Source organism: Streptomyces sp. NPDC037013 (genome assembly GCF_055607265.1).
The window spans coordinates 1-14,982 of the sequence record NZ_JBVJRV010000006.1 but is presented as its reverse complement, the minus strand read 5'-3'; the positions used below and the strand labels follow the sequence as shown (position 1 = coordinate 14,982).

At 73.5% G+C, this 14,982-nt stretch carries 8 protein-coding genes; 5 read left to right on the top strand and 3 right to left on the bottom strand.

Annotated elements, in window-relative coordinates; genetic code table 11:
* Positions 1–544: 544 nt before the first annotated feature.
* Together ACZ7DY_RS22245 and ACZ7DY_RS22240 are read left to right on the top strand one after the other, a co-directional pair.
* Entirely contained in the window at positions 545–2,653 is a 2,109-nt protein-coding gene (locus ACZ7DY_RS22245) for an asparagine synthase-related protein (RefSeq protein ID WP_471137762.1), read from the top strand.
* 117 nt (positions 2,654–2,770) lie between these two features.
* Entirely contained in the window at positions 2,771–6,067 is a 3,297-nt protein-coding gene (locus ACZ7DY_RS22240; protein WP_471137760.1) for an AfsR/SARP family transcriptional regulator, read from the top strand.
* 19 nt (positions 6,068–6,086) lie between these two features.
* Here the strand turns inward: ACZ7DY_RS22240 and ACZ7DY_RS22235 are convergent, their stop codons facing one another.
* Both ACZ7DY_RS22235 and ACZ7DY_RS22230 read right to left on the bottom strand, forming a co-directional pair.
* Positions 6,087–8,078, bottom strand: a complete 1,992-nt coding sequence (locus ACZ7DY_RS22235) for a sigma-70 family RNA polymerase sigma factor (RefSeq protein WP_471137758.1) — start codon at positions 8,076–8,078, stop codon at positions 6,087–6,089.
* A 219-nt stretch (positions 8,079–8,297) separates the two neighbouring features.
* Positions 8,298–9,068, bottom strand: coding sequence for a TetR/AcrR family transcriptional regulator (locus ACZ7DY_RS22230; protein ID WP_471137757.1), 771 nt, complete (start codon positions 9,066–9,068; stop codon positions 8,298–8,300).
* Between the two features lie 372 nt (positions 9,069–9,440).
* Between ACZ7DY_RS22230 and ACZ7DY_RS22225 the strand changes: the two genes are divergently transcribed.
* Positions 9,441–10,835, top strand: coding sequence for an NAD(P)/FAD-dependent oxidoreductase (locus tag ACZ7DY_RS22225; RefSeq protein WP_471137756.1), 1,395 nt, complete (start codon positions 9,441–9,443; stop codon positions 10,833–10,835).
* A gap of 165 nt (positions 10,836–11,000) precedes the next feature.
* Positions 11,001–12,698, top strand: a complete 1,698-nt coding sequence (locus ACZ7DY_RS22220) for an ATP-binding SpoIIE family protein phosphatase (protein ID WP_471137754.1) — start codon at positions 11,001–11,003, stop codon at positions 12,696–12,698.
* A gap of 6 nt (positions 12,699–12,704) precedes the next feature.
* On the opposite strand, the gene ACZ7DY_RS22215 is transcribed toward ACZ7DY_RS22220, so the two are convergent.
* Positions 12,705–13,991 (bottom strand): MFS transporter, encoded by a 1,287-nt coding sequence (locus tag ACZ7DY_RS22215; RefSeq protein ID WP_471137752.1) that lies wholly within the window; start codon positions 13,989–13,991, stop codon positions 12,705–12,707.
* 122 nt (positions 13,992–14,113) lie between these two features.
* Here ACZ7DY_RS22215 and ACZ7DY_RS22210 point away from each other — a divergent pair, with 122 nt between their 5' ends.
* Entirely contained in the window at positions 14,114–14,662 is a 549-nt protein-coding gene (locus tag ACZ7DY_RS22210) for a MarR family winged helix-turn-helix transcriptional regulator (RefSeq protein ID WP_471137750.1), read from the top strand.
* Positions 14,663–14,982 lie beyond the last annotated feature (320 nt).

Sequence of the window (14,982 nt, the reverse complement as noted above, 5' to 3'; positions counted from 1 at the left end):
CGCCCGTGTGTGCGCTCTTCTCCGGCCATGGGGGGAGCGCTTCCATTGGCGGTGCGTGGGTCGGCCCGCTGCGCTGGAGTCAGTGGGCTGGGGGACACCGCCGCCTCCATCCCCGCGGGCGGCGGACCGGTCCGGGAGGCGAACACCGCCTCCCGGGCTGTGCGTTGCCTTCGAACGGTTCCGTGGTGGGCTCATCCCAGGCCGATTTGGCCGAAAAACGCCCGTGTACCCAAAGGGGCATTTCGCCCATGGGTGGGGAGTTGGGTGCGGTCGCGCGCGTCGTGCGGGCCGCGGACGCGGGGTGTCGGCGCGAGCCTGCCCGGGGTCTGTCCGGTGTCTGCCCGGGGCCCCGCCGAGGAGGGCGCCGTCGTCGCGTCCTTCAACCACCGCTTCTCCGCGGCGCATTCACTGTGCCGCAAGCCGTCCCGCAGGCCTTCCCGCGCGCCTCCTTCGTGGCAGCATGGGTCCCCAGTTCTTCGGTGCACCGGTCGGCCGTGCCGGCGGCGCTTCGCCGACGGTTCGTCCACAGCCTGTGGAGGCAGCGATGCGGTGGTTGGTGGGGTGGAGCAGTACCACCGCGAGGTCCTCGCTCCTGGGCTCGGCAGGAGCCACCGGCGACGACGGCGAGACCGTGCATCCGGTGGGCTCCCAACTCCTGTGGGGCGACCCCGATCCGCTCTGGGCGGTGGGCGACTGGCGCGCCGACGAAGTACGGACAGTGACGGCCGACGAGCAGACCCGCATCGCGGTCCTCGGCACCTGTGGCGCCTCCGACGACGAGCTGCGCGTCGGCCTCATCGCCGCCCGCGGCGGCGCCCTGCGCCATCTGACCGCCTGGTCCGGCAGTTATACGGCGGTCGTCCAGGTCGGCCGCCGCGTCATGATCGCCGGTGACCTCGCGGGCGCCCGCCCCGTCTTCTACACCCCCTGGGCGGGCGGCACCGCCTACGCGACCGCCGCGCTGCCCCTGGCCGACCTCGTCGAGGCCCACCTCGACATCGGCCACCTCGCGGCCCTGCTCGCCGCCCCCGACGTCCCCGAGGCGCTGCACGACTCCACCCCCTACCAGGGCGTGCGCCGGGTACCCCCGGGGCATGCGCTGATCCTGCGCGCGGGCGCACGCGAGATCGCCGGGTACGAGCCGGTGGCCTCGCTGGCCGTCGCGGCGCCCCCGGGCGACGCCGACAGCGCGGTGGACGGCGTCCGGGACGCCCTCATCGAGGCGGTACGCGCCCGCCTCACCGCCCCCCGCCACGTGCCCGGCATGGACGTCGACCCCGGCCCGGTCCCCGGCATGGGCCCCGCCGAGCGGCGCGCCGCCCGCGGCATGCCGGTGCCCGGCATCGGAGCCGACCTCTCCGGAGGCCCCGCGTCCGGAACCCTCGCCCTTCTCGCCGCCGGGCTGCCCGGGATGCCCGGCACGGTCCTCGGGCACGGCACGGGCGCGGGGGAGCGGCTCCTCGCCGTCACCTTCAACGACCTGGCCGTCAAGGGCCGCGAGGCCGAACTGGAACGCGCGGGCGCCCTCGCCGCCAACCCCCGCCTGCACCATGTGGTCGTCGCCGGCGGCGAGGACGCCCTGCCCTACGCCAACCTCGACGGCCCCCTGACGGACGAGCCGAGCGCCACCCTGGTCACCGCCCAGCGCCACCGCGCCCGGCTCTCCTCGGGCAGCGCCGACCACTTCACGGGGTACGGCGCCCGGCAGGTCCTCGACGCGCACCCGGCCCGCCTCGCCGACCTCCTGATGGACCGCAAGCGGCGCCACATGGTGCGGCCCGTGGCGGCGCTGGCGAAGGCCGACGGCTCCGTGATGGTCCCCGCGCGCGTGTACGGTGCCGCGCGCAAGCTGGCCCGCATGCCGCACCGCGCGGGCGTCGAATCGCTCGCCGACCGGCTGCTGCACCGCCGCTTCGACGAACCGGGCGGAGCGGTGGGGGCGTCGCTCGCCGCCCTCGCGTGGGCCAGACCGGGGCCCGCGGCCCGCTGGCTGACCGGGGAGGCCCTCGCTGAAGTATCGGTTCGCCTCCAGGACACGACGTTGCGCGCGGGGGGTCCCGGCCAGCGCCCCGGCGAGTTCCGCGCGCGGGCGGCCCTCGCCCGGCACGCGGCGGACCTCCGCGTCCTTGAACAGGCCGCCGAGGTGCGCTTCCAGCGCCTGCACGCCCCCTTCCTGGACAACCAGGTCGTGCGCGCCTGCCGCGCGCTCCCCGAAGCCCTGCGCGTCCAGCCCGGGGCCAGGGCGGCGATCCTGCGGACCGTCCTGGAGGGCGCGGGCGTCGCCGACCTGCCACCGGGCTGGGGCGCCCCGTCCCACGCCTCGAACGCGGCCGCCCGCACCGGAATCCGCGTCGCCGTGGACGAGCTGATCGCCCTCTTCGACACGCCCCTGCTCGCCCAGGCGGGACTGGTGGAGGCCCGCGTCGTCCGCAAGGCCCTGCGCTCGGCCGCCGAGGGAGAGCCGCTGCCCCTGGACGGCCTGGCCGACCTCGTCTCCACCGAACTGTGGCTGCGCAGGCTCCTGTCGCGAAGAGGAACGTGCTGGACGGGCACGCCGGCACGCCAACGGGCTGTTCCTACGGGGAGTGTGGCCCCGCAAAGAGGCGCCCTAGGAACAGGCCACCGCCCGTCGAGCGGAGCATCGGCACTCTGAGGCGGGGCCCCGCCCGTCGACCTCCTCCGAAGCCCGCCCCCCACGCCCCCACCCCCTCGACGCGCTGCCAAAAAGAAAGCACGCGCCCCGGCGTGCTTCAGCGGGGAGAATGGCTTGGTGCGGTACAGAATTCTGGGCGCCACCGAGGCGTACGACGACCACGGCCTTCCCCTGCCCGTAGGGGGCCAGCGGTTGCGCGCGCTTCTCGCCGCCCTCGCGCTGCACGCGAACCGCGCGGTCACCGTCGCCACCCTCATCGACGAGGTCTGGGCCGACGACCCGCCGGCCGACGCCCACGCCGCCCTGCAGGCGCTGATCGGCAGGCTGCGCCGTGCCGTGGGCAAGGACGCCGTCGCGTCGGCCCCCGGCGGCTACCGTCTCGCGGTCGCTCCCGACGACGTCGACCTGCACCGTTTCGAGCGGCTCGTGCGCGAGGGCCGTCGGGCGCTGGACGGCGGGGACCCTGCCGGAGCCGCCCGTTCCCTGCGCGAGGCGCTCGCCCTGTGGCGCGGGCCCGCCCTCGCCGACCTGCCCGACCAGGGCGTCGCGGCGCGCCCCGACGCCCTGCGCGCCGACGCCGTCCGCGCACGGATCGAGGCGGACCTGGCGCTGGGCCGCGCCCCCGATGTCGTACCGGAACTGCGGGAACTGACCGCCGTCCAGCCGTACGACGAGACGCTCCACGCCCTTTTGATCCGCGCCCTGCGCGCGGCCGGGCGCGGGGCGGACGCGCTCGCCGCCTACGAGGAGGCGCGGCGCACCCTCGCCGACGGCCTCGGCACCGACCCGGGGCCGGAACTGCGCGCGTTGCACGCCCAGTTGCTGGAAGGGGCGGACGCGCCGCACCCGGACCCGAACCCGCACCCGGACCCGCCCCACGAGGCACCGGTCGCCCCCTCCGACCACCCCACCCCGGCCGAGCGGAACGGGAACATCCGCGCCCGCTTGACGTCCTTCGTCGGCCGGGAACCAGAACTCGCCGCCATCCGTTCGGACTTGCAGAGGAACCGCCTCGTCACCCTCACCGGACCCGGCGGCTCCGGCAAGACCCGCCTCGCCGAGGAAGCCGCCGCCGGGCATCCGCGGGCGTGGCTGGTCGAGCTCGCCCCGCTCGACCACCCGGAGGCGGTCCCCGGCGCCGTCGTCAGCGCGCTCGGCCTGCGCGAGACCGTGCTGATGACCAGCGAGCTGACCGCACCGCAGGACGACCCGCTCGCCCTCCTCGTCGAGTACTGCGCCCAGCGCCCCCTGCTCCTGCTCCTCGACAACTGCGAACACGTCATCGGCGCCGCCGCCCAGCTCGCCGAGACCCTCCTCACGCACTGCCCGGGCCTGACCATCCTCGCCACCAGCCGCGAACCCCTCGGCGTGCCGGGCGAGTCGGTGCGCCCCGTGGAGCCGCTGCCGCCCCACCCCGCGCACCGCCTGTTCGCCGAGCGGGCCGCCGCCGTGCGGCCCGGCTTCGACGCCGAGGAGGAAGCCCCGGCCGTCGCCGAGATCTGCCGCCGCCTCGACGGCCTGCCGCTCGCCATCGAACTGGCCGCGGCCCGCCTCAGGCTGCTCACCCCGCGCCAGATCGCCGACCGGCTCGACGACCGCTTCCGCCTCCTCACCAGCGGCAGCCGCACGGTCCTGCCCCGCCAGCAGACCCTGCGGGCCGTCGTCGACTGGTCCTGGGAACTGCTGGACGAGGCCGAGCGGACCGTCCTGCGCGAGGTGTCCGTCTTCGCCGGCAGCTGGGACCTGACGGCGGCCGAGGCCGTCTGCACCGCGCCCGCCACCGACCTGATCGGCGCCCTGGTCGACAAGTCCCTGGTCGTCGCCGTCCCGGCCGCAGGCCCCACGGACACCGGCATGCGCTACCGCCTCCTGGAGACCATCCTCGAATACGCGGCCGAGCGCGCCGCCGAGACCCCGGAGCTGCTCGCCGCGGCGGAGGCCCGCCACTCGGCGTACTTCGCCGACCTCGTCGCCCGCGCCGACCCGCTGCTCCGCTCCGCCGGCCAACTCCCCTGGATCACCTGCCTGGAGACCGAACTCGACAACATCCGGGCAGCCCTGCAGCGCACCATCGACACCGGTGACGTGGCGGCGGCGATCGCGATGGTGCTGCACACGGGCTGGTTCTGGTGGCTGCGCAACTACCGCAGGGAGGGCGCCGACTGGCTGGGCCGTGTCGTGGAGCTTGCCCCGGACGACCGCCTGCCCGACGAGGACGACCCGCTCTACTGGCCGTGGATGAACCTCCGGCTGCTGCACCTCTTCCTGCTCTCGGAGTCCGGTTCCACCGAGACGCCACCCCACCGGAAGGACTGGGCCGACCCCGAGTACGTGGAGGGGCTGCGCGCGGCCTTCGCGCGGCCGGTGCCCGAGGCCGCCCGCTTCCCCGGACTCATCTGGCCGTTCACGATCTTCTTCACCGGCGGCACCCACAACGAGGCGCTCGCCCCGCTCAACAGCACCGTCGAGAACTGCCGCAGGCACGGCACCGACTGGGACCTCGGCGTCATCCTCATGTTCCGCACCCACATGGCCGTCGACATGCCCGGCAACCTCTCCGGCGTCGACGAGGACCTCGCCGAGCTGCGCGAACTGAGCCGCCGCGTCGGCGACCGCTGGATGCGCGCCCAGGTGTGCAGCGCGGCGGGCGAGGCCGCCATGGCCCGCAGCCACCACGCCGAGGCCCGCGCCGAGTACGAGGAGGCGCTGCGCCTCGCCTACGAGGTGGGTGCCTATGCCGAGGCGCCGTTCCTGCTCGCCCGGCTCGCCGAGATCGCCTACCGCGAGGGCGACCTGGGCGTCGCGTCCAAGGTCCTCGACGAGGCGACCCAGGAGGCGGACCGGTCCGGAGTGACGGACTCCCGCGCCTTCGTACGGCTGCTGCGCGCCCAGATGCTGCTGGACGAGGGCGACGTCCCCGGGGCCCGCAGGCTCTGCGACGAGTCACGCGCCGAGATCGACGTGGGGACACCGCCCCCGCAGTTCGAGGCGGCCCTCGGCGGGATCGAGGCCCGCGTCGTCGCCGCCGAGTCCGGGCCCGCGGCCGGGCTGCCCCTCATCGCCGAAACGCTGCGCACCGCCCGTTCGGCCCAGTGCTCCGAGGTGATCCTCTCGTCGCTGATCGACGCCGCCGCCGCCCTGGTGAGCCGGCTCGGCGACCACGCGCGCGCGGTACGCATGCTCGCCGCGGCCACGGCCCTGCGCAACGGCCACCCGCGCCCCCTGCCGGAGGCCACGGAGGCCGAACGCGTGGAGAAGGCCGCCCTCGCCGAGCTAGGCCCCGACGGATACGAGCGGGAGCGCGCCGCGGGCAGCGTGCTGACGACCGAGGCGGTGCTCACCGAGACCGCCGAGGCCGTACCTGCGGCCCCGGCCGGCCCGCGCACCCCGCCGCGGCCCGCCCGCGAGCCCTAGACGGAGCTCATCCGGAGCCCTAGACGCAGCTCATCCGTGACTGCGCCCAGTCCGCGAGGGCCGTCGCGTCGAACGGCGTGTGCGGTTCCACGACGAGCCTGACGGTCTTGCGGCCGGTCAGGCCCACACGCACGGGCACCGCCGGATCACCGCCCCTGATCAGCGGCGACCGCCACAACCGCACCCCGTCCGCGTACACGGAGAAGCGCACCCTGCCGAGCCCCATCGTCATGTCGTCGACTCCCACGAGCGCGTCATACGTCGAGCAGCGGCGGTTCAGGTCGATCGTGACGGAGGACCGGCCGTGCACGGTCACGCCGTGGGAGTACCGCTTGTCGCCGACCGACAGGCCACGGCGCTGCCACACCCAGCTGCTCTCGGTGAGCCGCATCTCGGGCTTGGTGCCGTCGCCCGTGAGGCCGTACTCCAGCTCGCTCCACTGGTAGACCCGCGGCGCGGGCGGCGGGGGCTTCGGCTTCGGGGCCGGTGGTTTCGGTTTCGGCTTCGGCGGGGGCTTGGGCTTCGGGGCCGGTGGTTTCGGCTTCGGCTTCGGTGCGGGCTTCTCCTCGGCGGGCGGTTTCGGCTTGGGCTTCGCCGCGGGTGCGGGCGGTTTCGGCTTCGGCGCGGGCGGCGGGGGAGGCTTCGGCTTCGGGTCGGGGGGCGGCGGCTTCTGCGGCACGATCGACTCGGAGACCGCGGGCTCCTTCGACTTCGGCGGAGGATCCGCCTTCGGTTTGCCGCTGCCCCCGGTGAGGGCGATCGCCGCGGCGACCGCGGCCGCCACCACCACGCTCGCCGCGATGCCGGCCTTCGCCGGCGCGCCGAGCCCCTCGGACGCGGCGGCACCGCCCCCGGCGGCCGAACCGCCGGAGGAGCCGCTCGCGGCGGCCGCGGCACCCGCCGCGCCCGCTCCCGCGCCGCCGCCGCCGATGAGCGCGGCCACCTTCGCGTACCCGGCGGCACCGAACCAGCCGATGACGGCGATCGGCACGACCGCGGGGATGCCGCTCGCGACGTCCTGGATCTGGCCCGCGGCCAGCCGGCACTTGGCGCACTCCTCCAGGTGCTTGCGCAGCCCCCGCTCCGCGCGGGTGCGCAGGCCGCCGCGGGCGTAGGCGCCGAGGCGGTCGGCGTAGCGGGCGCACTCCTCGCTCTCGGTGAGCGTCGCGCTGACGTGCGCCTGCAGATAGGCCTGTTTCAATCCCTCGCGGGCCCGGCTCGCCAGCACCCGTGTGCCGTTCGCGTCGAGACCGAAGAGCGTGGCGACCTCGCTCGGGGACTCCTCCTCGACCTCCGTGTGCCACAGGACGGCCTGCCAGCGCTCCGGCAGACTCCGGAAGGCCTGCATGGCCATCGACTGCTCGGCCTCGTGCATCGCGCGGACGTCCGCGCCGAGGTCCAGGGTGTCGTCGTCGGAGACGTCCGTGCCGCGTGCGGCCTGCGCCGCGAACACCGCGAAGTCGTCGACCAGTTGCTCCCGCTTCGCCGATTTGGTCCACCCGGCGGCGACCCGGCGCACCGTCGTCAGGAGATAGGCGCGGACGGCGTGCTCGGGGCCGCTGCCGCCGCGCACCGCCTGCAGCATGCGGGCGAACACCTCGGCCGTGAGGTCATCCGCGGTGTGGGCGTCGCGGCAGCAGGTGCGCGCATAGCGGCGCACGGCCTCGGCGTGACGGCGGTAGAGCTCCGCGTACGCGGAGTCGTCGCCGCCGCGCATCCGGCCGATCAAGTCGGCGTCGGAGAGCGGGCCTTCGTCGTCCGGCAGCACCGGGACGCTCGCGCCCCCCGCACGCTGCGAGGGCACACTGGGCCCGGCCCCGGGCGCGGGACCCTCCGGGGCGCCACCCGGCCCGGCCGCAGCCGACCCCGAGCCCCCGCCTGGGCCACCACCGGCGCCGCCCTGGGGCGGCACCTGATGGGCCGGCGGGTCGCCGCTCTCGGTGCCGGCACCGCCCGGAGAGGCCTCCTCGCCGAAGCCGCCGGACGCCTCGTCCCGACCGTCAACACTCATCGCGGAACGCCCCCGGTTGCACACTCAGACCCGACCACCGGGAAAGCGTGCCACACGGTCGCGCCGCGACCGATGGTGTCGACGGTCAACCACCCGTCCGGGGTGAATTCACGGCACCGAGCACTACCGTTCACCCATTCGGGGAAGGCTCAACGTCTGCCCTTCGACACGAGGTCGAGCCTTCACCGCATGGGAGCGCCGTGCGCGTGCCCCGAGGGGTCACGCGGGCCGCGACCGCAGCCCTTCCAGCAGGATGTCCAGCAGCCGCGAAGAGGCCGCCGCCTGCTGCGCCGCGTCCGGCAGCGAGGGCGCCGCCGTCGCGATCACCAGCAGCACGTCCGACACCGTCACGTCCGTGCGCAGCTCGCCCGCCGCGCGGGCGCGGTCCACGAGACGGCCGACGACATCGAGCAGCGTCGCCGCCCCCGCGTCGTCAGCCGGCGGGGCCGACTCCTCGGCCGGCGCCTGGCGCTGCTCGACGAGACGCAGCTCCGGGGAGTCCGGCGCCGCCTGCCGCTGCTGCGGCACCCGCACCCCGTCCTCCTCGGCGGGACCGTCCTCGACGCTCACCCGCAGGACCTGCGGCGGAAGCAGCCGGCCCGCACCCGAGGCCACGGACGTCCGCAGGAAGCGCGAGAGCGCCGACCACGGCTCGTCCTCCTGCCCGAGCGCCGCACGCGCCTGATCGGTCAGCCGGGAGGTCTCCTCCTCGGCTATCCGCCTGACCAGCACGTCCTTGCTCGGGAAACGTCGGTAGACGGTGCCGACACCGACCCGCGCACGGCGCGCCACGTCCTCCATCGGCGCGCCGTACCCCAGCTCGCCGAAGACTTCGCGTGCCGCCCTGAGCACATGTTCGAGGTTGCGCTGTGCGTCGACACGCAGTGGCGTCGTGCGCGCTCCTTCCCCCATGTCACGTCCGTTCCCGCTCGGGCCGGCGGCTGAGGCCGGCACGGCAGCGGAAGTCCAGTGAGTCTCCTGAATGTGCATACACGTTCCCCCGGTAATGACGTCTCCCCCCGGAGACACTCCCCGCCATTGACTACCGACGTGTGAGGAGCGAGCCCTTCCGCGAGCCGGAATTCCGGCCCGACGAGCGCATCCCCCGACACCCCGACGTCCCACGAACATAGTTGAGCGGGGGTCAATTCAGAAGAGGCGGGTTCCGCACGGCGAGCCCCCCGATCGGAGTACGGACCCTTTCCGGCCTTGAGGCACCCCGCCCCCACACCCCCTTCGCCGGTGCTGACCTGCACACCTTTCCCGCTCCGCGGCGGCTCGGCGGGCCTTTCGCACACACTGCTGCCGGTCACACAAATTGCCGGGCCTGTGGACAAACTCCGAAGCCGGGTGCGTCATGGGATGGTGAAGGCTGCGATCTCCCGGGGGACCACCCCCGCATCCCCGGACTGTGTGCGCATTCTCGTCGTCGGCGGCGGATACGTCGGCATGTACACCGCGCTGAGACTCCAGCGAAAGCTGAAGCGCGAGCTCAAGCAGGGCGCGGCGGAGATCGTCGTGATCACGCCCGACCCGTACATGACCTACCAGCCGTTCCTGCCCGAAGCGGCCGCCGGCTCCATCTCACCGCGCCACGTCGTCGTCCCGCTCCGCCGCGTCCTCGACAAGTGCCGCATCATCATCGGCGAGGTCGAGTCCGTCGACCACGCCGAGCGCACCGCGACCTTCGCCACCCTCGCCACCGAGGAGGAGGGCGCCGGGCCCGCCCGGATCACGTACGACGAACTCGTCCTGGCCCCCGGCTCCATCGCCCGCACGCTGCCCGTGCCCGGCCTCGCCGACCACGCCATCGGCTTCAAGACCCTCGAAGAGGCCATCGGCCTGCGCAACCACGTCATCGAGCAGATGGACATCGCCTCCTCCACCCGCGACCCCGCGATCCGCGACGCCGCCCTGACCTTCGTCTTCGTGGGCGGCGGATACGCGGGCGTCGAGGCGCTCGGCGAACTGGAGGACATGGCCCGCTACGCCACCCGCTACTACCACAACGTCAAGGCCGAGGACATGAAGTGGATCCTCGTCGAGGCGGCCGGCCGGATCCTCCCCGAAGTCGGCGAGGAAATGGGCCGGTACACGGTGCGCGAACTGCGCCGCCGCAACATCGACGTACGCCTGGAGACCCGCCTCGACTCCTGCGAGGACCGGGTGGCGGTCCTCAGCGACGGCGCGCGCTTCCCCACCCGCACCGTCGTGTGGACCGCGGGCGTCAAACCCCACCCCGTACTCGCCGCCTCGGACCTGCCGCTGAACGAACGCGGCCGCCTCACGTGCACCGCCCGGCTGACCGTCGAAGGCACCACGCACGCGTGGGCCGCGGGAGACGCGGCCGCCGTCCCCGACGTCACCGCCGAGGAGGCCGGCAAGGAGTGCGCGCCCAACGCCCAGCACGCGGTACGCCAGGCCAAGGTCCTCGGCGACAACATCGTCGCCTCCCTGCGCGACAAGCCGCTCCAGGAGTACAGGCACAAATACGTGGGCTCCGTGGCCTCCCTGGGACTGCACAAAGGTGTCGCGCACGTCTACGGACGCAAGCTGAAGGGCTACCCTGCCTGGTTCATGCACCGCGTCTACCACTTGAGCAGAGTGCCGACCATCAACCGCAAGTCCCGCGTGCTCGCCGAATGGACCCTCTCCGGCCTGTTCAAACGCGAGATCGTCTCCCTCGGATCGCTCGAACACCCCCGTGCGGAGTTCGAACTCGCGGCCGGAGGCGAGCGCCCGAAGGAGTCCCCCTGACCCGCCACAGGAACTCCCCGCACAGGACCGGCGTCAGACGGATGTCAGTCCGGTCGGTCAGACTGCTCGTGTGACCATGGGCAGGCCGCCAGGCCGACACCCGGGACCGTCCGTCTCGACATGCTGTGTTCCCGATCCAGAAGCGACACCACGAGGCCTACCGCAGTGAACTTCACGCGCTGGAGCGCCCGGCTCCCCGGAACGCAGCGCCGCGCAGCAGCGCGGACCGAACAGGCGGTCGCCGCCGCACCGCGCGGCGACGGCTCCGTCCCCGCGGCCCGCGCCGAGCGGCCCACCGACGGAGCGGAGGCCGGCCCCCCGGACCCCGCCCCCGACGGCACCCGCCCCGACGGGGTCGACGAACTGCCGGTCCGCGAGGTGCTCGACCGCATCCCGGCCCTCGTCGCCCTCGTGCACGGCCCCGACCACCGCATCGCCTACGTCAACGACGCGTACGTCGCCGCCTTCGGCCCCCGCCCCGTCGGTGAACCCGCGCGCGTGGCCCTGCCCGAACTGGACGAGCTGAGCCTGCTGCCGCTCCTCGACCAGGTCCTGCGCAGCTCCAGACCCCGCACCGTCAAGTCCCGCAAGGCACCCTCCGGCCGGTCGTACACCTTCACGTGCACCCCGGTCACCCTGCCGCTCGGCAGCGTGGCCACCGTCCCCGAAGAGGCGGGCGGCGTCCTGGTGTTCGCCGCCGACGTCACCGACCACGCCGAGGCCGCCGAGCGCCTGCGCACCAGCGAGCGCGCCCAGCGCGAGACGGCCGTCACCCTCCAGAAGTCCCTGCTGCCCCAGGAGCTGGAGCAGCCCGACGACCTGCGCATCGCCGCCACGTACCAGCCGGGCGGCACCGAAGCGGCGGTCGGCGGCGACTGGTACGACGTGATCACCCTCGGCGGCGGCCGCACCGCCCTCGTCATCGGCGACGTGATGGGCCGCGGCGTGCGCGCCGCGGCCGTCATGGGCCAGCTCCGCACCGCGGTGCGCGCCTACGCCCGCCTGGACCTGCCGCCGCACGAGGTCCTGCAGCTCCTGGACGGCCTGGCCGCCGAGATCGACGCCAGCCAGATCGCCACCTGTGTCTACGCGGTGCACGACCCGAACGAAGGAAGCCTCGTCTACGCCTCCGCGGGACACCTGCCCATCCTCGTCCGCGACGAGAACGGCACCATCCACCGCGCCGAGGAACCCACAGGACCCCCGCTCGGCACCGGCGGCTGGCTGCACACCTCCGGCTCCGTCCCGCTCGGCCCCGGCTCCACCGCCGTCCTCTACACGGACGGCCTGGTCGAACGGCGCAGCGAGGACATCGACGAAGGGGTGGCCTCCCTGGAGCGCGCCCTGGCCGGCGCCACCGGCACGCCCCAGGTGGTCTGCGACCGCCTGATCCGCGCTCTCGGCGTCACCGCCGACCACGACGACGACGTCGCCGTCCTGGTCCTCCAGCACCCGGCCCGCACCGGATCGGACGCCGAACTCTTCCGCAACGCCGCCCTGGAGCTTCTCGGCGGCGTGGAAGCGGCGCCACGCGCGCGTGCCTTCGCCACCGGCGTCCTCGCCAGCTGGCGCTTCTCACCGGAACTGCACGACCTGGGCGTCCTCGCCGCCAGCGAACTGGTCGCCAACTCCCTCCAGCACGGCACCCCGCCGATGCGGCTCCGCCTGCGCCGCACCGACCGCCGGCTGATCATCGAGGTCACCGACGGCGACGACCACCTGCCGCGCCGCCGCCGCGCCGAACCCGCCGACGAGGCGGGACGCGGCATCGCCATCGTCGCCACGATCGCGTCGAACTGGGGCTCGCGCCGCACACCGGGCGGCGGCAAGGCCGTCTGGTGCGAGTTCGCGCTCCCCAAGTAGCGGGCGTTACGCGTCGGCCGTGGCGGGCGCGGCCGTAGTAGGGCCGCCCTGCGCCACCACCGGGCTCTTCGCCAGCGAGGGCTGGTTCTGCACGGGGGTGAGCCCGCGCCCGAGACGCACCGCGAGCACCGTGATGCCCAGTGAGAACAGCACGAACGTCACGATGTACGGCACGTGCAGCGCGGCACCCATCGGCCCGCCCACGGCCGGACCGACCGCGAGGGCGAGCTGCTTCACCAGGGCGAAGGCCGAGTTGTACTGACCGACCATGCCGCCCGGCGCCAGATCCGCGACCAGCGGCGCGACGGTCGGCGACAGCATCGCCTCACCGAGCCCGAAGAGCGCGTACGTCGAGATGAACGCGGCGGTCGCCATCGCCTGGCTGCCGTGCCCGAGCCCCGCGTACCCCGCGAGGATCCACGCGAAGGCCCAGATCAGACCGACGGAGGCGATCACCCGAGACCGCTTGCGCCGCTCGACGAACTTCAGGACCGCGAACTGCGCGACCACGATCATCGCCGTGTTGGCGGCGAGCGCGATGCCGAGCGTCGACGGCGAGATCCCGGCGGCCTCCACGCCGTACGCGGAGAGCCCCGACTCGAACTGCCCGTAGCAGGCGAAGAAGATCACGAAGCCGAGCACGCACAGCTGCACCATCGCCTTGTGCTTCAACAGCGCACGCAGCCCGCCCTGCGGCGCGGCGGCGTCCTTGGGCATCGCGTCCTGGATGGACGGGGCGTGTGGCAGCCGCACGGTCAGCGCGATGGCCGCGAGCACCAGGAACATCACCGACTCGATGGAGAACAGCAGCGTGAAGCTGCCGGGCCGGTCCTCGTCGACGATCTGACCGCCGATGAGACCACCGATGCCGAGACCCAGGTTCTGCAGGAAGAACTGCATGGCGAAGGAGCGCGTACGGGTGGCCGGCGTCGACGACCAGACGATCATCGTCGCGAGCGCCGGCTGCATGACCGCCGTACCCGCGCCGAGCAGCGCCGCGGCGAGGATCGCCGTCGTCTCGGCACTCGCGAGGCCGAGCGCGACCGCGCCCACGGAGGCGACGACCGCCGCGCCGACGAGCACGGGCAGCGGCCCGCGCCGGTCGATGACGCGGCCGGTGATGGGCAGGACGATCAGAGCGGCCATGGCGAAGGCGGCCAGCACGATCCCCGCCGTACTGGCCCCAAGGCCCCGCACCTGCGCCACGTAGACGTAGAGGAACGGAACCGTGAACCCGATGCCGAACGCGCTCAGCGCGCTGCCTGCCTGAATGCGACGCATCGCTGCGCCCATCGCCCTGGTCACTTTCACCTGCCTTAGGAGTCGTAAGCGAAGACTTCGAAGCTAAAGTTAGAACCTAAACTGTACACACCGAAGGACTTCAATGCCAAGTCGGGGCGTGCCATACTGCGGCCATGGGTGACACCCCCGGCCCGAGCGAGCCGACACTTGAAGAACAGATCGCCGCGTATCAGCGGGAGTTCCAGGACCTCGACCCCCAGGTCGAGGAGATCGTCTCGGCCCTCGGCCGCCTGAACCGCCGCATGAACGTCGCCTACGGGCGCCAGACCGCGACCCTCGGCATCAGCAACGCCGAGTGGGAGGTCCTCAAGGCACTCGTCCTCTCGGGCGCCCCGTACCAAATGGGCCCGGGCGACCTGGCCAAGCGGCTCGGGCTCACGCCGGCCGCGATGACCCACCGGATCGACCGCATGGTGGCGGAGGGCCTGGTCACCCGCGACCGCGACGAGTCCAACCGCGTCCGCGTCATCGTGGAGCTGACCGCGGAGGGCCGCGAGAAGTGGCTCGAGGCGATGCGCCTGGCCACGGTCTTCGAGGAGGACCTCCTCCAGGACCTGTCCCAGGAGGAGAGGGGAGCCCTCGGGGAAGTACTGACCCGTCTCCTGCGCCGCGTGGAACACGCCCAGCCGGACGCCGGCGGCCGCCTCACGGACCTGGACTGAGGGGCCGTCCGGAGCACGCCGGGTGGGGGTTGACAGCCACCTCCCCGCCCCGTAAGGTTCTTCGGGTTGCCACGGAGCCGTAACGGTTCTGCGACAGCACCTCCCGCCGCTGCTGAGCGGCAAACCAAACTCTGCACAACCTCCCAACGGAACGCATTCGGCATGCCCGAATTCAATTCCAAGGCTCGATTATGAGTCGCCGGGAAAACCCGCTAGAGTTTGAGACGTCGGAACGGCCCAACAGCCGTGAGGACAACGCCCGCTGACTGGGAGTCAGGCCCGAAAGGATCTGATAGAGTCGGAACCGCCGGAAAGGGAAA

What these genes read in the sequence shown, in the direction of transcription:
- ACZ7DY_RS22235 (WP_471137758.1), bottom strand. Translation starts at nt 8,078, where the DNA reads ATGAGTGTTGACGGTCGGGACGAGGCGTCCGGCGGCTTCGGCGAGGAG.
- ACZ7DY_RS22245 (WP_471137762.1), top strand. Translation starts at nt 545, where the DNA reads ATGCGGTGGTTGGTGGGGTGGAGCAGTACCACCGCGAGGTCCTCGCTC.
- ACZ7DY_RS22215 (WP_471137752.1), bottom strand. Translation starts at nt 13,991, where the DNA reads ATGGGCGCAGCGATGCGTCGCATTCAGGCAGGCAGCGCGCTGAGCGCG.
- ACZ7DY_RS22230 (WP_471137757.1), bottom strand. Translation starts at nt 9,068, where the DNA reads ATGCACATTCAGGAGACTCACTGGACTTCCGCTGCCGTGCCGGCCTCA.
- ACZ7DY_RS22210 (WP_471137750.1), top strand. Translation starts at nt 14,114, where the DNA reads ATGGGTGACACCCCCGGCCCGAGCGAGCCGACACTTGAAGAACAGATC.
- ACZ7DY_RS22225 (WP_471137756.1), top strand. Translation starts at nt 9,441, where the DNA reads ATGGTGAAGGCTGCGATCTCCCGGGGGACCACCCCCGCATCCCCGGAC.